The organism is Pandoraea aquatica (genome assembly GCF_902459565.1).
Classification (GTDB): domain Bacteria; phylum Pseudomonadota; class Gammaproteobacteria; order Burkholderiales; family Burkholderiaceae; genus Pandoraea; species Pandoraea aquatica.
Genome location: NZ_CABPSN010000002.1, coordinates 1,110,292 through 1,129,252, shown reverse-complemented (window position 1 = coordinate 1,129,252; position 18,961 = coordinate 1,110,292). Strand labels below are relative to the sequence as shown.

Here is an 18,961-nt window from a genome sequence, read left to right as displayed (position 1 = left end):
GTCAGATCACGCCGTCGGCGCGCAGTTGGTCGATGGAGGCGGCGTCGTAGCCGAGGCCGCTCAGCAGGGTCAGCGTATCCGCGCCGAGCGAAGGTGCGGGTGCAGTTGGCGCAGCATCGCCGTCGGAGAGACGGAAGCCCGCGCGCGTCACGCGCTGCGGCTGCGCTTCGCCCGGCACATCCAGTTCGCGCACGAACTCGCGCGAGGCGAGATGCGGATGCGCGAGAACGTCCGGCACCGAGAGCACACGCCCGGCGGGCACACCGCTCGCAACGAATTTCGTCTCCCAGTTCGCAGCGCTGTCGTGCGCGAGCGCAGCTTCGATTTCCGCTTTGAGCGCGTGACGATTCTGTTTGCGCGTATCGCGTTGCGCGAAGCGGGGATCGTCGGCGATATCCGGGCGGCCGATCAGCGCGCAAAGACTGACGAACTGACGCGTTTCGTTCGCCGCGATGTTGAGCAGGCCATCGCCGGTACGGAAGGTGCCGGACGGCGCAGCGGTGAAGTTCTCGTTGCCCATCGGCACCGGTGCGACGCCCGCGTTGAGGTAGTTCGAGACGACCCACCCCATCGTCGCGAGCGTGGCTTCGAGCATCGAGACGTCGAGCATGCGGCCCTGCCCTGTCGTGCGCGCATCGAGCAGCGCGGCGCAGATAGCGAACGCAGCCGTCAGTCCGCCGACGGTATCGGACACCGGATAACCGACACGCAACGGTGCGCTCTGCGCGTCGCCCGTCACGCTCATCACCCCCGAAATGCCCTGAATGATCTGATCGTAAGCGGGCCGCGACGACAACTCGCCGTCTGCGCCGAAGCCCGAGATCGCGCAATAGACGAGACGGGGATTGATCTCGCGCAGCACGTCGAAATCCAGACCGAGACGTGTCATCACGCCCGGACGGAAGTTCTCGACGAGCACGTCGCTCGACGCTACCAGATCCTTCAGGATGGCTTTGCCGCGCGGGTCTTTCAGGTTCAGCGTGAGCGAGCGCTTGCCGGCGTTCACTGCCACAAACGACGCGCCCATCTGACGTGAGGCGGCCGCTTTGTCAGCCCCCAGACGACGGGCCAGATCGCCCCCTTCGGGGTTTTCGACCTTGGTCACGTCAGCGCCCATCAGCGCCAGTTGATAAGCGCAGAACGGTCCCGCGAGGACGTTGGAGAGATCGAGGACTTTCACCCCGGCTAGCGGCAATGCCATCGTTGGCTCCCAAGAATGCGTGTTTCGGTTGAAGCGAGTTGCATCGGATCAGTACAAATCAATGCGAGATTTCGTCCAGCGTGCGCTGGTTGGTACGCGGCCCGAACAGGCCGATGGACGCCATCACCATGACCATCGCAAACGTGATCAGCGCGAACACGCCGGTCACATCGAAATGACGCAGGGCAAAGGCAATCATGAAGCCGGAGAACATGGCCGACAGACGCGACATCGAATACACGAAGCCAACGGCCCGGGCACGAATGCGCGTGGGGAACAGCTCGGTCTGATAGGCGTGATAGCCGACCGACAGCAGCGTGCCGCACAGCGTGATCGCCACACCCAGGATCATCAGCATGGCGGGCGAGGTCTGCACCGCGAACAGCGAACCGAAGATTGCGATGCCCAACGCCGAGAGCACGACCAGCGTCTTGCGTTCGATGCGATCGGCAATCGCCATACCGATGAGCGGACCGAACGGGTTCGAGATGGCGATGACGAACGAGTACATCAGGCTGTGCGTGATCGTGATGCCCTTGGACACGAGCAAGGTGGGCACCCATGACGCGAAGCCGTAGAACCCGATGGCTTGAAACAGGTTGAAGACCAGCAACGTGATGGCGCGACGGCGATACGGCTTCTGCCAGATTTCGCGGAACTTCGCCTTGGTCGCAGCGGGCTCGACACTCAGCACCGGCGGCGGCAACGGACGACCGGACTCACGTTGCACGCGCGCCTCCAGCGCCGAGAGAATCGCTTCGGCTTCGGCCGTGCGGCCTTGCTGCGCGAGCCAGCGCGGGCTCTCCGGCACACGACGGCGAATCGCCCAGACGATCAGTGCGCCCAGCGCGCCGATGATGACCACCGTACGCCACCCGTCCATCCCGAAGACTTGTTGCGGCACCAGCCACCACGACAGCAACGCCACCGCCGGCACGGCGAGGTATTGAATCAAGTGCATGAAGGCGAAGGCACGACCGCGCAGATGCTTCGGCGCGAGTTCGCTCACATACGTATCGATGGTCACCAGCTCGACGCCGACGCCGATCCCGGCAATCAGACGCCACAGGTTGATCATCGGAGCGGTGGTCTGAAACGCCATGATGAGCGTGGCGATGGAGTACCAGAGCAGCGAGACAGTGAAGATCGTGCGACGGCCGTAGCGGTCGGCGAGCCCCGTCAGAAAGAACGTGCCGATGAACAGCCCGGCGAAAGACGCCGCCACGAATGCACCGAGACCCGACACGCCGAAGAACGACGCCGTCGTTGTGGAGTACAACCCGCTCTTGACGAGGCCGGGGCCCACGTACGCGGTGAAGAAAAGATCGTAGAACTCGAACCAGCCGCCCAGCGCGAGCAGCAGGATCAGCATCCAGACGGAGCGCGTGGCCGGCAACCGGTCGATGCGCGCGTTGATCTGCCGACTCGCGTCGGACGGCCCGGAGTGGGCGGCGGGCGACTCGTGCACCGCGCCGACAGGCAAACTCGACATCTCAATCCTCCTTTGGATTGCGTTGCTGGTCATTCCGCAAAGTTCTGTCAGACAGAATGACGTTCTGTTTTATGAGAAGTCGAAGGGTATGCCTCGACATAGTGGGCGGATATCGGGGTTTACGCGGAGTGTCGGGGGGGGGGGGAAGGAGGAGGAGAGAGGGGGAGCGGTTCGGGCGCTGACGCCCGCCGCGAGTTCGGATCTGTGGACCTGGTCGATGGCCGCCAGGCCGTCACATCTCGTCCACCGCTGTGGTGGCGGTCGGCTGACCATCGTGGCACTCCAGCGAGAAGCGATTGCGCGTGTCGATGTAAAAGCTCGCACCGAAGCGTCCCACGGGGAAATAGTTTTGCAGACGCACACGCCACGCCTGCGTGTCGATCAGTTCGTCGCGCGCGTGCATGCGTTCCACGCGTCCGATGAAGATGTGGCGGCTCGGTGTCTCGAGCGTCTCCCAAAGTGTGCATTCGAACGCGACCGGGGCTTCGGCGATGCGAGGCGGGGCTACGAGACTACTCGCCACGGGTGTGAGCCCCGCATGCACGAGTTCGCTTCGCGTCGGCGGCAGACGCTCGCCGCACGCGTGCATGCGCGCCGCCATCGCCTCGTCCGTCAGGTGCACGACATATTCGCGCGTGCGCAGAATATTCACCGCCGTATCCTTGAGCGAATCGTCGTCTCGCCGGTTGATCGATAGCATCACGATCGGCGGTTCTTCGCCGAGCATGTTGAACATCGAGAATGGCGCGGCATTGACAACGCCCCCTTCGTTGACCGTCGTGACGAGTGCAATGGGACGCGGCACGATCAGGCTGGCCATCAACTTGTAGCGTTGATAAGCCGTAATTTCCCGGAAGTCGATTTCCATGCGATGGCCTCAGGCGCGCTGGCGAGTGGTGGATTTGGTTGATTTGGTAGCGCTGGTCGACGGTTTGGCGGCGTCGCGCTGCGCAGCGCCGGCCTCCGACAATCCGAGCAGCGAGGCAAGACTCTTCTGCCCACGCATCCGGGTCGTCTCGATGCGTCGCTCCAGTTCCTCCAGATGCGATTGCATACGGTCGATGGCACCCGCGGCATCCCGTTGCTCGATGCACGCCACGATGGCGGTGTGTTCGTCGTGCTCGCACGGCGCATAGCCCGGTGGCTCGTACAACCCCACGATGAGCGAGCAGCGCGAGATCAATTCACCGAGATAGCGCAGGAGCACCGCATTGCCTGCGAGCGCCGCCACGCGTAGATGGAAGTCACTCGCCAGCCGCGCCCAGGAGGGCTGATCGAAGCGGTGCATGGCCGCATGCTCGGCATCGAGTTGCCGACGCAGCATGACCAGATCCTCATCGGTCACCCTTGCCACCGCCAGTTCAACGAGCGCGCGCTCCAGCGCACGTCGCGCTTCGAAGATCTCGCGCGTTTCTTCCGGCGTCGGCTCGGCGATCACCGCGCCCTTGTTGGGACGCAGCGTGACGATGCCGTCATGCGCCAGACGTTCGAGCACTCGGCGTACGACCGCCCGGCCCACGTCGAAGAGCTGACAAAGCTCCGGCTCGGGGAGCTTGGTGCCGGGTGTCAGGCGGTGCGCCAGCACGCCGTCGACGATGGTCCGGTAGATATGCGTCTCGACGCGCGTCTCGGCGCTCTGCTCGAGCGTGTCGTCGGCCGGAGGAGAGTGCAGCGAGTGGAGCGAGAGCGGGCCGGAACCGGCGAGCCCGGTCGCTGCGGCGTCTGCGGCAGCACTGGTGGAATGACGGCGCGCTCGCGGCGCAGGCTTGTTGGTGGGCATAGCAGCTGAAGGCAGTAAGGTCGACGTCGGATCATCCGGACAATCCGGGCAATCGGGACAGTAAGGCTTGAGCGTCATGATGTCCTCAGCCCATCACGGCATCGGGCCGCGTCAGACTGACCGAGGCGACGTGTGCGGCGATATCGCCCGGGCGCGTGAGCCAAATCTCGCCGCGCTGTGCGGCTTGCACGATCGGTGTGAGCACCCGACGCAAGTGCCGCAGCCGGTAGGGTTGCCCTACGAGATAAGGATGCAACGCGATCCCCATGACCAGCGGCTGAGCGCGGGTCGGATGTTCGGCCTGTGCGTACATCTCGTCGAAGTTGTCGGCAATCATGTCGGCGAACGCCATGCCGTCCATCTGACGACCAACGATCATCGGAATGTCGTTGACCTCCTGCGGATAGGGCACCGACCAGAGCGTTCCATGGGTGGTTCGCATGCGCACCGGACGGTCGTCGTGGCACCAGTTCAGCGTATAGCGGTAACCGGTGCTGGCGAGCAGATCCGGCGTGTGATGCGTCTCCGAGATCCACGGCGAGAGCCATCCCGTGGGAGCACATCCCGTTGCCTGCGCCAGACGCGACCGGCAGTGCATGAGCAGATCGTGCTCGTGCGCGGGCTCGAAGTCGCTCTGACGTTGTGCGTTCGTGTGTCCGTGTCCGATCAGCTCGTCACCGCGAGCGACACAGGCGTGCACGAGCGCCGGGCAATGATCGAGCAGCGACGTGTTGAGCACGACACCTGCGGGCATCGACAGATCGTCGAACAAGTCCAGACAACGCCATGCGCCGACCCGATTGCCGTATTCGCGCCAGCTGAAATTGAGCACGTCCGGCTGCGGCGAAACGGGACCGAGATTCGCGCCCATCCCCTCCCCGAAGGCGAAGTGCTCCAGATTGAAACCCAGATAGACGGCCAGGCGCGCGCCATTGGGCCATCGATACGTATCGCGCGCCGTGATCGGCAGATAGTCGAAGCGGTCGTGGGAACGCAATGCGCCGAAGCGCGTGTCGCCGTTCGCCAGATCGTCACGTTCCGGAAGCGTCAGAGCAGAAGTCATCGGTATGTCGTCATTACGGTACGGCATCGCAGCAGGCTCAGCGACCAAGGCCGTTCATTCATCGTCGAATCGTTCGTTGTTCGAATCGCTTGTCCGGCGTCGGGCAGCTACACGACCGGACATGCATCCGCGTCATGAGCCGTCTTGAAACATCGGCGCACTGCCGCAGTGCGCGCGCGTTCCGAGTTGGCGCAAAACGCGTCGTCAACGAACACCACACAGAATCGTTCGCAATTTCAATGCCAGATCGTCAACACATTGCCGCGCATATCGTGCAAGGCGATTGCCATGAAATGTCGACGTGGTGGCACGCCTCTTGCGTACGGCGAAAACGTAGTGAGGGGTGCCCAATGCCTAAGCGCTCCTCGCCTTCGAATCGCTTCAGATGTGCCTTATGTGTTCTTACGGAGATTGCTCATGTCTGCCTCTGCACGTCGCCACACCCCCTGCTCCGCCCTCACCGGGGGCCCGGCACCGCTCGCCGCCCCCACCCGCCGCCGCTGGCTTCGCACCGGCGCGCTCGCCCTGGCGGCAGTGGGTATGACGTTTGCCGGCGTTTCGAGTTACGCAGCGGAAACGATCAAGATCGGCCTCGTCACCGCCCTCTCCGGCCAGTCGGCGCGAGCGGGTGACGCGTTGACCCGCGGCATGACCATCGCCATCGACGAGATCAACGCGAGCGGCGGCGTGCTCGGCGGCCGCAAGCTCGAACTGGTACGTCGCGACGACGAGGGCAACCCGGCCAAGGGCGTGCTCGCTGCGCGCGAACTGATTTACAAGGACAAGGTGGCTGTGCTCTTCGGCGGGCTGGATACGCCGGTCTCGATGGCCATCGTCCCGATCGCCAATCAGGAGAAAGTGCCTTTCATGGGGCCGTGGGCGGCAGGCACGCCGATTACCCGCAACGGTGCGAATCCGAATTACGTGTTCCGCGTCTCGGCGGTCGACGAGATCGTCGACGGTGCGATGGTGAACTACGCGCAGCAGACTTTCGGTGCGAAGAAGCTCGGCCTCATTCTCGTGAACAACCCGTGGGGTGAATCGAACGAAAAAGGCATCGTCGCGGCGCTCTCGGCAAAAGGCATGAAGCCTGCAGCGGTCGAGAAGTTCGAAGCCAACGACGTGGACGTCACACCGCAATTGGGACGCCTGAAGGCTGCCGGTGCAGACACACTGCTCATGGTCGGCAACGTCGGACCTTCGGCACAGGTCGTGAAGTCGCTCGACCGCATGGGCTGGAAGGTGCCCATCGTCTCTCACTGGGGCCCGGCAGGCGGGCGCTTCACCGAACTTGCAGGCCCCAACGCCAGAACCGTGCACTTCGTGCAGACGTACAGCTTCTTCGGTGCGACGTCACCGGTGAGTGCACGGGTGGTGGCTGCACTCAAGGCGAAGTACCCCGACATCAAGGGGCCGGACGACATCACGCCAGCGGTGGGCGTTGCCAATGCCTACGACGCGATGCGTCTCACAGCGCTCGCCATCGACCGCGCCGGGTCGACCAACGGGGATGCAATCCGCACAGGCTTCTACAAGATCGACCGCTACGACGGCCTCATCAAGACGTACGTAAAGCCGTTCAGCGAGCAGCAGCACGACGCGCTCTCTGCGCAGGACTACGTGTGGGCGCAATTCATCGACAACCGCATCGTGCCGGTGGCCGCCGCAGGGGCGAAGGTCGCGGCGAAGTAAAGCTTACGTAATGCCCGCGTCGTCGGTGACACGACGGCGCCAACGAACGGGCGTTGCCGAGGCAGCGTCCCGGAGGACATCTCATGCAATGGATCTCGGCGCTCGTCGCCGGCCTGGGGCTCGGCAGTATGTACGGCCTCATGGCGCTAGGCTTTCATCTGACTTTCGCCGTCAGCGCGACGGTCAATTTCGCGCAGGGCAGCTCGATGATGCTCGGCGCCGTACTGGCGTACACGTTTTCACAGACGCTCGGCTGGCCGATGCCGCTCGCCGTCGCCGCAGCGCTCGCGCTTTGCGCCGTCTACGGTCTGGTGGTCGAGCGGCTCGCGGTGCAGCCGTTCGTGCGGCGCGGTTCGAGCGCGTGGCTCATGGCGACGGTGGCGCTCGGCATCGTGCTCGATAACCTCGTCATGCTGACGTTCGGCACGGAGCCGCGCAGCCTGCCCTCTGCGCTCGCGCAAGGCGCGTTGCAGATCGGTGACACCGGGCTCGGCGTCTATCCGTTGCAACTGTTGATCCCCGTCGTCGGCCTCGCGCTCGCAGGCGTGCTGCATTACATCTTGCGACGCTCGCGCTGGGGTATCGCCATGCTGGCCGTTGTGCAGAACCGGGATGCGGCGCGCCTCATGGGGATTCCGATCCGGCGCACCATCGCCGGGGCCTTCGCTGTCTCGACGCTGCTTGCCGGGATTGCGGGCGTACTCATCGCGCCGCTGTTCAACGTGCAGGCGGACATGGGCACGGTCTTCGGTCTCAAGGCCTTTGCTGTCGCGATTCTCGGCGGATTGTCCAGCGCGTGGGGCGTGATGATTGCCGGCCTGCTGTTCGGCGTCGCCGAGGCGATGATCACGGCGACGCTCGGATCCGGCTACACCCAAATCATCACGTTCGGTCTGGTCATCGTGTTGCTGGCAATGCGTCCGGACGGCATGTTCGGTCGCGCGGAGGTACGTAAGGTATGAGCGATTCCGTGTTGCAAATGGCATCGAAAACCAACAGCGCCCGCGCAACGGCGACGCCCCGGCGTTCGCGCGACGATCTGGCATTGGGCGGCGCAATCGCCGTCGCGCTCCTGTCGATGGCCGGTGCTGCGTGTGTGGTGAACGGCTATTTCGTAGTGGTGATCGCTGGCGTGGCGTTGCTGGCTATCTGCGGTGTGGGCCTGAACCTTCTGCTGGGTTTGGCCGGACAGGTGTCGTTCGGCCACGTCGGCTTCTATGCGATTGGCGCCTACGCCGTGGCGATTCTGACCACACAGGCAGGCTGGCCGTTCTGGCCCGCGTGGCTGGCGGGTGGCGTCATCGCAGCATTCACCGGCGCCCTGCTGGCGGTACCGGCGCTGCGCGTGCGCGGGCCGGGACTCGCGATGGTGACGATTGCGTTCGGGTTCATCGTCGAGCATGGCGCGGTGGAGTGGCGCACGTTGACCGGCGGTCAGAACGGACTGATGGGCGTGATGCCGCCGGGCGTATTCGGCATAGCGGGCAGTGAACGAGTGGTGGCCGTGGCCGCGCTGGCGGTGCTGGCGGTCGCACTCGTCGTCTACGTTCGCATTTCACGTGGCACCTGGGGCGCTGCCATGCGCGCGGTGCGCGATAGCGAAACGGCGGCCGCATCGATCGGTGTCGACCCGCTGGTTGTGAAGACGGTGGCATTTGCGCTTTCTGCCGCGCTCGCCGGACTTGCGGGCGGACTCTTTGCGCCGTTGCAAGGCATGGTCACACCGGGCATGTTTTCCTTCCTGCAATCGATTCTCTTCGTGCTTGTCGTGATGATCGGCGGGGCGGGCACGATTGCGGGACCGCTCGTCGGGGCCGCGATCGTGGGCTTGCTGCCGGAGTTTCTGGCTAGTCTGGAGAACATGCGTCTGTTGTGCTTCGGCGTGTTGCTGCTGGTCGTGCTGTGGGGCGCGCCCAATGGCGTCATCGGGGTGCTCGGGCAATGGTGGATGTCGCGCAGACGTGTCGTGTCGGACAGCACGGACCTCGCGGCGACATCGACGCTGGCCCTGCCGGTGCTTGAAGCATCGCGACGAAAGGGACTGATGGCGCAAGGGCTGACGATGACCTTTGGGGGCGTCAAGGCCGTCGCCGATCTTTCGTTCACGTTGCCGGCAGGGCGTGTGACAAGCCTGATCGGGCCCAATGGCGCGGGCAAGTCGACCGTCCTCAATATGCTCTCGGGCTTTTACCGGCCGCTGTCGGGCACGCGTGCGCTCGGTGGTCATGCACTGGCAGCACGCGGCGCTTGCGACAGCGCGCGGCGCGGGGTGGCGCGCACGTATCAGACGTCGCAATTGTTCGGTGGCATGAGCGTGCTCGATAACGTCACGCTGGCACGCAGTGCCGGACGTCTCGGCGCACTGCTCGGCGGCGCAAGGATGCGGGGCGAGACACCGCGCCGGGAGGCCCTGGCGTTGCTGCGTGCGTGCGGCTATCTGGGCGACGTCGAGCTGATGGCAGCGGATCTCGCGCACGTCGACCGGCGTCTGGTCGAAATCGCGCGAGCGTTGGCAACGGGCCCGTCGGTGCTCCTGCTCGATGAACCTGCGGCCGGGCTCTCGACGCAGGACAAGGCGCAGTTGGGCAAGCTGTTGCGTCGCATTGCCGAGAGCGGCGTCACCGTGGGACTCGTGGAGCACGATATGTCGCTGGTAATGGGCGTATCGGACGGCATCGTCGTGATTGACGCAGGGCGCTTTCTTGCGCAGGGCTCGCCCGCCGCGATTCGTCATGACGAGCGGGTGCGCGAGGCCTATCTGGGGGCGTCGGTCCCCGACGCGACCGGCGCGCCGATAGCCCCAACAGCGCGCGACAAGGCAGTGACGCCGGAAATTCTCGGGGTCGGCAAATTGACGGCGGATTACGGCGCAGCGCCGGTATTGCACGACGTGTCGATTCAGGTACGGGAAGGAGAGCTCGTCGCCCTGCTCGGTGCCAACGGCGCAGGCAAGTCGACGCTCATGCGCGCGCTCGCGGGCCTTCACCGTCCGGTCAAGGGCGGCATCACCTTCAATGGACGCGATCTGTCACGTCTGGACGCCGCGCAGATCGCTGCGCTGGGCGTGGTGCTCGTCCCGGAGGGGCGGCAGGTGTTCCCCGAGTTGTCGGTCCTCGACAATTTGCGTCTCGGCGCTTTCCCATGCGGGCGTTTGCCGAGCGCCACGCTCGACGCACGCATCGCGCAGATGTTTGCACGCTACCCGCGACTGCACGAGCGTCAGCATCAACGCGCGGGCTTGCTCTCCGGCGGCGAGCAGCAAATGCTGGCAATTGCGCGAGCGTTGATGTCGTCGCCGCGCGTGTTGTTGCTCGACGAGCCTTCGCTCGGTCTGGCCCCGAAGGTCATTGCGTCGTTGTTTGCGTCGCTCGATGCGCTGCGCCGCGAATCGCTTTCGATGCTGCTCGTCGACCAGATGGCGGCCATGGCACTGTCGATTGCCGACCGTGGCTATGTTCTCGAAGAGGGACGTGTGACGGTCAGCGCAGCGGCGAGCGAACTGGCAGGCGACGCACGGCTGGCCGCAGCGTATCTCGGGGGCGAGCATGGCGCAGGGGCGGCAGCATGATGCGTGACAAGACCGTTTGCGAGTCGCCCGGTGCCGCAAGTGGGTGTCGTGGATTGGTGACGAGCCCACACACGCTTGCGAGTGCTGCAGGCCGCGACGTGTTGCAACAAGGTGGCAACGCCATCGAAGCGGGCATCGCCATCGCCGCGATGCTGTGCGTGACGATGCCTCACTTCACCGGCCTCGGCGGAGACGGCTTCTGGCTTGTCGCCGACGGTGCGTCCGAGGGCGGCGCAGCGCCGCTTGCCATCTCCGGCATCGGACAGGCTGCGCGGGATCTGCCGTCACGCTGGCTCAGCGGCGAGGCCATTCCCGTGCGCGGGCCGAGCGCCGCATTGACCTCGGCGGCGACGGTGGCGGCATGGGAGGCGGCGTTCCGCATCAGCCGCAGCACGTGGGGCGGGCGATTGTCGTGGGCATCGCTGCTCGCACCGGCGATCGCAGCCGCTGACGACGGATTCCCGACGAGTCGTTCTCAGGATTTCTGGTACACGTATCGCGCCGACGAGATGCACGATACGTCGACGTGGCGCGGCTTTGCACAGACGTTTCTGCCTGGCGGTCGCGCCCCCGCGGCAGGCGAGACATTTCGTCAACCGGCACTGGCAGCGACACTGCGTCGGCTGGCAGACGGCGGGCCCCGCGAATTCTATGAGGGCGAGCTGGCAGCGCGCATGGCGCACGGCTTGCAGGCGGCAGGCGCGCCACTCACGCGCGAGGATCTTGCCGCCACACGTGTGCACGTGTCGCCCGCGCTGACGATGCCTTATGCAGACGGCGTGCTCGCAACGATGCCGCCGCCGACGCAGGGCATCACAACACTCCAGATCATGGGCATTCTCGAGCGCGTCGGACTGAAAGACTGCGAACACGGCAGCGCGACGTATTACCACCGGCTGGTCGAAGCCGTGAAGCAGGCATTCCTCGATCGCGACCGATACGTCGCGGATCCGGGGTTCGTCGACGTTCCCATCGCGGCGATGCTGTCGGATGACCATCTCCGGGCTTGCGCCTCGAGAATCGACGATCGTACGGCGCTCGAATGGCCTCATCGGTTTCGCGAGGGCGATACGGTGTATTTCGCCGCGACCGACGCCGCTGGCCGGGCCGTGAGCGTTCTGCAAACGATCTATTTCGATTGGGGAAGCGGTGTCATGGCGGGCGACACCGGCGTGCTTTGGCACAACCGGGGCGCGGCCTTTCGTCCCGCTGGGAGCACGCATCCGAATGCGCTCATGTCGGGCAAGCGGCCGTTTCACACGCTCAATCCGGGCATGTATCTGAAGGGCGGGCGCGCACGGTTGTTGTACGGCACTCAGGGGGCCGACGGACAACCGCAAACGCTGAGTGCATTGCTGACCCGACTGATCGACTTCGGGATGTCTCCGCAAGAAGCGTTATCCCATCCACGCTTTCTGCTCGGACGTACGTTCTCCGACAGCCGGGACAATCTCAAACTCGAGCGCGATGCCGGGAAAGCGGTATTCGACAGCCTCAGCGAGCGCGGACATTCGGTGGCCCCCTTACCGGCCCACAGCCCGCTGGCCGGTCAGGCGGGCGTCATCGCGATTGCGGAGGATCGTGTTGCGACGGGCGCACATGACCCTCGCAGCGATGGGGTGGCGTTGGCGGTTTAGGGCCGATCTGCCTCGGGGTGGGCCGACGGTGCTTTCTCAGGCCATCCTTTTAATGCGGCAGAGCCAGCGCTTCAAGTTGGGCGGGGGCCATCAGCGCGAACGCCGAGCGCATCTCGCGCGCCTCTTCTCCCGGGCTTCGGCCGAAGAAGCGCTTGAATTCCCGATTGAATTGCGATGCGCTCTCATACCCGACCTTTGCCGCTGCGCCCGCAGCGGTGAGGTTGTCGCGAATCATCATCAGCCGCGCATGATGCAGGCGCACCGACTTGATGTATTGAATTGGCGACGTCGCCGCGACCGCCTTGAACTGCACGTGAAACGCCGGAACGCTCAGGCCTGCATCGCGTGCGAGCGTGCCCACATCCAGCGACGCCGCATAGTCGCTATGAATCCGCTGCAAGGCGCGCGCAATCCGTCCGAAGTTTCCATGGCTCGCCAACGCGGCCTGAATTGCCCCGCCCTGTTCACCCAGCAGCACGCGAAACGTCAGCTCGCGCACGATGCCCGGGCCTAATACGCGTGCTTCAAGCGGGGAGCGCAAAGCGCGGAGCAAACGAATCGTCGTATCGGCAAGCGTGACGTCCAGCGGTGTGGAGACGATGCCGACGGGCGGCGGCATCGGTCTCGGCGGTGTTGGCGCATCGCGACGCAAGTCCATCATCAGATCGGCAACGGACGTCATCTCCAGATCTACCGACACCGCCAGCAGCGGCTCGTCGGGCGACGCATCGGTCTCGGTCGAAAACGGCAGCGGCACGGAGAGCACCAGATAGTGCTGCGCGTCGTAGCGATAGATCTTGTCGGCAAGATAGCCGCGCTTGTGACCCGAACACACGATCACGATGCTCGGCTCGTACAGCACCGGCGTGCGCCCTAGCGGCCGGTCGGCGCGCATCAGACGCACCCCGTCGAGCAACGTCTGCGTGTGCCCTTCTTGCGGCGCGAGCTGGCAGATCAACGCCGCCATCTCCTGCTGACGAGGCATTACGGGTGTTTTTTCGGACATCTCACTGGACATGACGGATTGCGCCTCATGGCTACGAATAGGCCATATTTTGCACGTTTATCGAAGACGGCGCATCCCGAAGAATAGGATTAGGCAACGATGCAAGAGGCTTCTGTCTAGTCTGCCGAGCGTCGGATCTCTACGATTTCACCATGTTCACGACGCGCCGCGTATCGACCGATCCGGTGGCGATGTGAGCCTGACGATTTCGTCAGCCGATGACTTTCAGGACGCAGGAGCTTTCACACATGCAACAGCAATCACACAACATCAAGGTCTGGTTCATTACCGGTGCGGCGCGCGGCGTCGGTTTGTCGCTCGCGCGTCAGGTGCTGGCACAGGGCGATGCCGTCGCGGCGACGTCGCGAACATTGGAAAGCCTGCGACAAGCGCTGGGCGACGACAGCGCGAAATTGCTAGCGCTGGAAGTCGATCTGAGCAGCGAGACGAGCGTAGCGGCGGCCGTTGAGACGACCATCGCCACGTTTGGTCGTATCGATCGTGTTGTGAACAACGCCGGGTATGGTCAGCAGGGCACCGTCGAGGCGTTGACGGATGACGAACTGCGTCGCAATTTCGACGTCAACGTCTTCGCACCGTTGCATGTGCTGCGTCATGCGCTGCCGCACCTGCGTCAGCAGCGCAGCGGACACATCTTCAACATCGCGTCCATCGTCGGCTTTCAAGGCGGCTATGCCGGATGGGGCAGCTACGTCGCCAGCAAGTTCGCGCTCGCCGGGCTGACGGAAACGTTGGCGGTGGAAGTGGCCGAATTGGGCATCAAAGCGACGGTCATCTACCCGGGGCCTGTGCGCACCGGCTTCCTGTCGAAAGACAGTCTGGTGCTGGCAAAGCGCGCCATCGCCGACTACACCGAAGCCCAAGCATCACTCGATCTGCATCTCGATGGCCTGGACGGCAAACAGGCGGGAGACCCGGAGAAGCTGGCATGCTTGATTCTGCAAGCCGCCGAGTATGCCAAACCACCGGTGCACTTGTTTGCCGGGAAGATTGCGAACGCGATTGCTGAAGAGAAATTGCAAGCAGTGCGCGCGGATCTGGACGGCTGGCGTGAGGCGTCCGACGCTACGGATTTTGCGACGTAAATTGACGTAAAGCGACGCACGCCAGAATGGCCAGCTTGCTCGTGAATATCAAGCTACGAAGTCGCAATGAATCTGCAAGCTTTCGGTCTCGTTGCGGTGGATATGAAATCCACTTGGGAAGTTGCGTCTGAATATGCTGAAGGGCTTTCAGAACAGCGGCATCCACGCGAGCATGCCGCGAGGGCCATCGGGGGCTAACGCGTAGTCCTTCATGGGAGCCGCGTGTCAAAGTTACCAGGTGCATGCGGGGGCATTCTTGCGCATCAGGTTGAACTGCTACGGACATCGCGTGCGCGTAATGCGCCCGTCCGAATTGATGACGTGCAGTTTAATCGACGTCTCGCCCCCGAGCGTCCGAACCTAGCCGATGGACTTCATTCGTTCCGCGGCGCTTTGCGCCCCGGCTTACCTGCCCAATCGGCCGATGTCATCACCAGACGGAAGCCGATATGCGACATCGGATTCGCCGGGTCCGTGCCGCGTCTCGCGCTGGTGCGGTAGCCGCTGCAATAGGTATCGCTGCACAGGAACGAGCCACCGCGCGTGACGCGCTTCGGGGCATCTACCGGAGTGGCCCCATCGTCCGAATCGAAGCTTGACGTCGGGCCAGACGGATCGATGTTTCGGCCCCGACGCTTGGCCTGCATCGCGAATTCGTCTGCACGATACCAATCGGCCACCCATTGCCAGACGTTGCCCGCCATGTCGTAGAGGCCGTAGCCGTTGGGTGCAAACTGTCCGACAGGCGTTGTACCGACGTGAATCTTCGGCGAGTCGATAACGGGGAACGGACGCGCATTGTCGTCCCACACGTTGGCCATAGATTTGCCGTCGGGACGTTTCGCATCTCCCCAGGCATAGTCCGCTTGCGTCAGTCCCCCTCGTGCCGCCACCTCCCATTGCGCTTCGGTGGGCAAGCGCTTGCCCACCCACGTCGCATAGGCCAGAGCATCGTCGTAAGAGACCTGCACCACAGGATGATCGGCCTTGCCCGTCAGATCGCTGCCCGGCCCTTGAGGATGACGCCAGTTCGCCCCGGGCACGAATCGCCACCACGTCGAATAGTCCCGCAGCGACACCATCGCATCGGTGCCGACGAACACCATCGCGCCGGGCACGAGCACCTCCGGCTGGGGCGCGGGCGTTCCCGGCGGCAGTTGCACACGTAGGTCTTCCCAACGCGGTGGACGCTCGGCCGTCGTGACGTAGCCCGTAGCATCGACGAAGTGCTCGAACTCGGCATTGGTGACGTCATGCACGTCCATCCAGAATCCGCTCGTCGTCACATCAAAGGCGGGACGTTCGTTGCGCTGCGCCAGACGGCTGTCGGTGCCCATGAGGAACGTCTGCCCGGGAATCCACGCCATCTTCTCGGGACCGCGCTTGCCATCGCCGATGAGCGGCAACGTCAGCGGTGCGGGCCGAACGCTCGGCTGGCCCGGCTGAACCAGCGCCGACGCGTGTCGCGACGACGCCATCCACCCAATCGATACGCCCAGCAAGATGACCGCAAGCGCCCAGGCGAGGTGATCGTGACGCGTTCCCGCGCTCATTCGATCACGCCGGGTGCCAGCACCACACCGACACGTTTGGCGTAGTCGACCCAGCCCTGCTTCAGACGCGCCACGATGTCGGGATGATCGGCTGCGAGGTCCGTCGTCTCGCCACGATCACGCATCATGTCGTATAGCTTCCACTCAGGCGGTTCCGCGACCGGTTGCGGTCCGCGCTTCATATGCACCGAGAGTAATTTCCAGCGCTCGTCGCGGACGTAGCGGTTCCCGCCGAACTCCGCGCCGAGCAGATTGCCGTCGGGCAGATGGCGCTGCGTCTTGCCGGTCAATAGCGGGAGCAACGAAGTGCCGGTCATCGGATTGACCGATTCGCCGCGATAGCGGTCGCCCGGATTCGGCAAGCCAGCCAGTTGGAGGAAGGTCGGAGCGAGATCGAGCACCGTCGCCAGTTGCGTTGCTTTCGTCTGACTGCTTGATTGCTTCGGCATCCGTACGATAGCTGGCACGCTCACACCGCCCTCCGACGGATATCCCTTGAACAGCCTGAAAGGCGTCGCGCTCACTTCTGCCCAACGAGTGCCGAGGGCGATGTTGGAGCGACGGCGACCAAGATTCTCATAGCTGTTGTCGTTGTTCGGACCGTCCGGGTAGAACATGTCGACCTTCTCGCCCGACGGGCCGTTGTCGGATGCGAAAAAGATGAACGTATTCTCGTACGCGCCAACCGACTTCAGATGATCGACGAGTCGGCCGATGTTGGCGTCGAGCGTTTCGACCATCGCCGCATAGACCTCCATCTTGCGGGCTTCGGTTTTCTTTTGCTCTGGCGAGAGCTGATCCCAGCGAGGATTCATGGGCGACGCAGGCAGCAAGGCAGCCGGACGGAAATCCGGCGGCAACAATCCCAACTGCTTTTGGCGTGCGATTCGCTCGTTACGGATTGCGTCGTAGCCGGCGTCGTAGCGACCGCGATAGTTATCGATGCGGTCGTCCGGTGCTTGCAAGGGCCAATGGGGGGCCGTGTAGGCCGCGTACGCGAAGAAGGGCTTGCCATCGCCGAGATTCCGGTCGATGTAGTCGATCAGCTTGTCGGTGTAGCCGACGCTCGAATAGAAGTTCGGTGGCAGCGTCACCATCTTGCCGTTCTCGCGATACGACGCCCGGTCGGCGGAGGTGATCGCGCCGGGTGCCGGCGCGAAGTGCGCGGCACCGCCTTGAAGCAACACGAACGACGATTCGAAGCCGCGCGCCTGCGGACTTTGCCCCGGCGTGAGACCGAGGTGCCACTTGCCGACCATGTAGGTGTGATAGCCCCCGTCGCGCAACAGGCTTGCAATCGAGAACGACCGCTCGTTGAGATACCCCTCGTATCCGGGATGCCCGACCTGATAGATCTGCAGCGTCTCGGCCATCGTGCCCAGCCCCGACTGATGGTGATCGGCCCCCGAAAGCAGCATCGCGCGGGTGGGCGAGCAACTCGGCGCGACGTGGAAGTTCGTGAGGATGCGTCCGGACGCGATCAGCGCATCGAGGTTCGGCGTGCGAATCTCGCTGCCGAAAGCGCCGATGTCCGAGTAGCCGAGGTCGTCCGCGAGAATCATGAGGATGTTGGGCTTTTCGGACGGGGCTGCCACCGCGCATACGCTAGCCGTCGTCGCTACCAGTGCGCAGAGGCACGTGACGAGGTTACGTCGCATCTGCGCGCGCAGGTGTGTTCGTCGATGGTTCATGAGCGGCTCCTGTCAGAACGCGTGACTGATACCCAACGCCACGGCGCTGGTGTTCTCGCCGGGCATCGGGACCATGTCGAACGCCAGTGCGTAGCGGCTGTTGCCCCGGTTGTTGATGCGCGCGTAGCTGGCATAGAGGCGCGTGCGTTTGGACAGGCTGTGCTCGATACCGACGTATAGGCCTGTGGCGTCGCCGTTCGAGCCACCCGCTTCGTTGCGATTGACGAGGGACACGACCAGCTCGTTGGCGGGGGTGATCGAGTAGCGTCCGCCGATCTGCCAGTCGAAGCCTTGCTGCGACGGCTTGCCGGACGTGTACACGCCGGAATAGCGATGCAGCGCCGCCGTGATCTTGTATTCCCCTCGAATCCAGTATTCGCCGACGAGCCAGACGTCCTGCATGCCTTCACCGGGACGCGCGTTGTTGAAGTTGTCGTAGACGACGGACGCGAACCAAGGGCCGGTCGAGTAGCGCAGGCCGGTACTCGTGCCCTGCCCGCTCTTGGGGCGCTCGCCCGGTTGGAGGTTTTCCCCCTGCTTGCCGAGCGACAGCGATGAGATCACCTGAAAGCCCTGCCACTTCGGCGATTCGTACTTGACGGTGTTGTTCTCGAGCCAGCGCTCGTACGAGGCGATGACGTTGGTGATGACGCTGTAGTTGCCGGTGTAGGTGGGATCGATGCGTCCGTATGTGGTGGCGGACGTCACACGCATTCGACCGAGCAGAAGCCGGCCGAACTCGCCTTTGAGGCCGACGTACGCGTCGCGTGCGGGTGGCACGGGCGTCGTGCCGTTGTTCACGCGCAAGCGCCATTCCAGGACGGCTTGCGCTTCGAGGGTGTCGGTGATCTTCTCGACGTCGCGAAAGACGAAGCGCGACGTCTGAAGCCCGCCGCTCTGAAGCCGTTGCGTCGTGGTGTTTTGTGCCCGGATCGACTCGACGTAGCTGTCGACGAAGCCGGACAACGTCGGGCCGGTTTGCGCCCAGGATGCTCCCGCGCACTGCGCTAACGCGAGTGCGGTGCAGGCCTTCTTGTACATGTCTCCTCCTGTGCGCCGGACGACGCGCCACGCGTCATGGCGGTGCGTTGCAGGCGCAATGGCCCGGTGACGCCGTGGCGTCCCGGTGCTCGATATGGGGATGTTTCGATGGCGATGCCGACACGTCCGGT

14 protein-coding genes are annotated in these 18,961 nt (G+C 64.1%); 5 read left to right on the top strand and 9 right to left on the bottom strand.

All coding sequences use genetic code 11. From position 1 onward, the window contains the following. Position 1: 1 nt before the first annotated feature. The 5 genes from PAQ31011_RS10690 to PAQ31011_RS10670 all read right to left on the bottom strand — a co-directional run bounded on the left by PAQ31011_RS10690 (position 2) and on the right by PAQ31011_RS10670 (position 5,536). Positions 2 to 1,201, bottom strand: coding sequence for a CaiB/BaiF CoA transferase family protein (locus tag PAQ31011_RS10690; RefSeq protein WP_150575739.1), 1,200 nt, complete (start codon positions 1,199 to 1,201; stop codon positions 2 to 4). Positions 1,202 to 1,259: 58 nt separating this feature from the next. After that, the gene (locus tag PAQ31011_RS10685) at positions 1,260 to 2,693 is read right to left on the bottom strand and encodes an MFS transporter (protein ID WP_150575738.1); all 1,434 of its coding nucleotides are present in this window, start codon (positions 2,691 to 2,693) and stop codon (positions 1,260 to 1,262) included. 232 nt (positions 2,694 to 2,925) lie between these two features. Next, on the bottom strand, positions 2,926 to 3,561 hold the full coding sequence (locus tag PAQ31011_RS10680; RefSeq protein WP_150575737.1) for a flavin reductase family protein: 636 nt from the start codon (positions 3,559 to 3,561) through the stop codon (positions 2,926 to 2,928). A 9-nt stretch (positions 3,562 to 3,570) separates the two neighbouring features. After that, positions 3,571 to 4,473: a GntR family transcriptional regulator gene (locus PAQ31011_RS10675; RefSeq protein WP_174990067.1), complete on the bottom strand. Its 903-nt coding sequence runs from the start codon at positions 4,471 to 4,473 to the stop codon at positions 3,571 to 3,573. Between the two features lie 85 nt (positions 4,474 to 4,558). Beyond that, the gene (locus PAQ31011_RS10670; protein WP_150575736.1) at positions 4,559 to 5,536 is read right to left on the bottom strand and encodes a polysaccharide deacetylase family protein; all 978 of its coding nucleotides are present in this window, start codon (positions 5,534 to 5,536) and stop codon (positions 4,559 to 4,561) included. A 540-nt stretch (positions 5,537 to 6,076) separates the two neighbouring features. Here PAQ31011_RS10670 and PAQ31011_RS10665 point away from each other — a divergent pair. The 4 genes from PAQ31011_RS10665 to PAQ31011_RS10650 all read left to right on the top strand — a co-directional run bounded on the left by PAQ31011_RS10665 (position 6,077) and on the right by PAQ31011_RS10650 (position 12,433). Then, the gene (locus PAQ31011_RS10665; protein WP_150575860.1) at positions 6,077 to 7,228 is read left to right on the top strand and encodes an ABC transporter substrate-binding protein; all 1,152 of its coding nucleotides are present in this window, start codon (positions 6,077 to 6,079) and stop codon (positions 7,226 to 7,228) included. An 83-nt stretch (positions 7,229 to 7,311) separates the two neighbouring features. After that, positions 7,312 to 8,190: a branched-chain amino acid ABC transporter permease gene (locus PAQ31011_RS10660; protein WP_150575735.1), complete on the top strand. Its 879-nt coding sequence runs from the start codon at positions 7,312 to 7,314 to the stop codon at positions 8,188 to 8,190. Between the two features lie 17 nt (positions 8,191 to 8,207). Beyond that, the gene (locus PAQ31011_RS10655) at positions 8,208 to 10,796 is read left to right on the top strand and encodes a branched-chain amino acid ABC transporter ATP-binding protein/permease (RefSeq protein WP_246179472.1); all 2,589 of its coding nucleotides are present in this window, start codon (positions 8,208 to 8,210) and stop codon (positions 10,794 to 10,796) included. A gap of 56 nt (positions 10,797 to 10,852) precedes the next feature. Next, entirely contained in the window at positions 10,853 to 12,433 is a 1,581-nt protein-coding gene (locus PAQ31011_RS10650; RefSeq protein ID WP_246179471.1) for a gamma-glutamyltransferase family protein, read from the top strand. 49 nt (positions 12,434 to 12,482) lie between these two features. Here PAQ31011_RS10650 and PAQ31011_RS10645 read toward each other — a convergent pair whose 3' ends face one another. Continuing rightward, positions 12,483 to 13,418, bottom strand: coding sequence for an AraC family transcriptional regulator (locus PAQ31011_RS10645; protein ID WP_246179470.1), 936 nt, complete (start codon positions 13,416 to 13,418; stop codon positions 12,483 to 12,485). Positions 13,419 to 13,687: 269 nt separating this feature from the next. Between PAQ31011_RS10645 and PAQ31011_RS10640 the strand changes: the two genes are divergently transcribed. Continuing rightward, on the top strand, positions 13,688 to 14,545 hold the full coding sequence (locus PAQ31011_RS10640; RefSeq protein WP_150575732.1) for an SDR family oxidoreductase: 858 nt from the start codon (positions 13,688 to 13,690) through the stop codon (positions 14,543 to 14,545). 374 nt (positions 14,546 to 14,919) lie between these two features. Here PAQ31011_RS10640 and PAQ31011_RS10635 read toward each other — a convergent pair whose 3' ends face one another. The 3 genes from PAQ31011_RS10635 to PAQ31011_RS10625 are packed head-to-tail and all read right to left on the bottom strand — an operon-like array spanning position 14,920 to position 18,830. Then, positions 14,920 to 16,098, bottom strand: a complete 1,179-nt coding sequence (locus PAQ31011_RS10635) for a formylglycine-generating enzyme family protein (RefSeq protein WP_246179469.1) — start codon at positions 16,096 to 16,098, stop codon at positions 14,920 to 14,922. Beyond that, positions 16,095 to 17,789, bottom strand: a complete 1,695-nt coding sequence (locus PAQ31011_RS10630; protein WP_217424852.1) for an arylsulfatase — start codon at positions 17,787 to 17,789, stop codon at positions 16,095 to 16,097. Before PAQ31011_RS10630 ends, PAQ31011_RS10635 begins: the two co-directional genes overlap by 4 nt. A 12-nt stretch (positions 17,790 to 17,801) precedes the next feature. Further along, positions 17,802 to 18,830 (bottom strand): porin, encoded by a 1,029-nt coding sequence (locus PAQ31011_RS10625; RefSeq protein ID WP_150575731.1) that lies wholly within the window; start codon positions 18,828 to 18,830, stop codon positions 17,802 to 17,804. Between the last annotated feature and the right edge of the window lie 131 nt (positions 18,831 to 18,961).

Coding starts and splice junctions, on each gene's coding strand:
- PAQ31011_RS10690 (WP_150575739.1), bottom strand. CDS start 1,201: ATGGCATTGCCGCTAGCCGGGGTGAAAGTCCTCGATCTCTCCAACGTC.
- PAQ31011_RS10685 (WP_150575738.1), bottom strand. CDS start 2,693: ATGTCGAGTTTGCCTGTCGGCGCGGTGCACGAGTCGCCCGCCGCCCAC.
- PAQ31011_RS10680 (WP_150575737.1), bottom strand. CDS start 3,561: ATGGAAATCGACTTCCGGGAAATTACGGCTTATCAACGCTACAAGTTG.
- PAQ31011_RS10675 (WP_174990067.1), bottom strand. CDS start 4,473: ATGCCCACCAACAAGCCTGCGCCGCGAGCGCGCCGTCATTCCACCAGT.
- PAQ31011_RS10670 (WP_150575736.1), bottom strand. CDS start 5,536: ATGACTTCTGCTCTGACGCTTCCGGAACGTGACGATCTGGCGAACGGC.
- PAQ31011_RS10665 (WP_150575860.1), top strand. CDS start 6,077: ATGACGTTTGCCGGCGTTTCGAGTTACGCAGCGGAAACGATCAAGATC.
- PAQ31011_RS10660 (WP_150575735.1), top strand. CDS start 7,312: ATGCAATGGATCTCGGCGCTCGTCGCCGGCCTGGGGCTCGGCAGTATG.
- PAQ31011_RS10655 (WP_246179472.1), top strand. CDS start 8,208: ATGGCATCGAAAACCAACAGCGCCCGCGCAACGGCGACGCCCCGGCGT.
- PAQ31011_RS10645 (WP_246179470.1), bottom strand. CDS start 13,418: ATGCCTCGTCAGCAGGAGATGGCGGCGTTGATCTGCCAGCTCGCGCCG.
- PAQ31011_RS10640 (WP_150575732.1), top strand. CDS start 13,688: ATGCAACAGCAATCACACAACATCAAGGTCTGGTTCATTACCGGTGCG.
- PAQ31011_RS10635 (WP_246179469.1), bottom strand. CDS start 16,098: ATGAGCGCGGGAACGCGTCACGATCACCTCGCCTGGGCGCTTGCGGTC.
- PAQ31011_RS10630 (WP_217424852.1), bottom strand. CDS start 17,789: ATGAACCATCGACGAACACACCTGCGCGCGCAGATGCGACGTAACCTC.
- PAQ31011_RS10625 (WP_150575731.1), bottom strand. CDS start 18,830: ATGTACAAGAAGGCCTGCACCGCACTCGCGTTAGCGCAGTGCGCGGGA.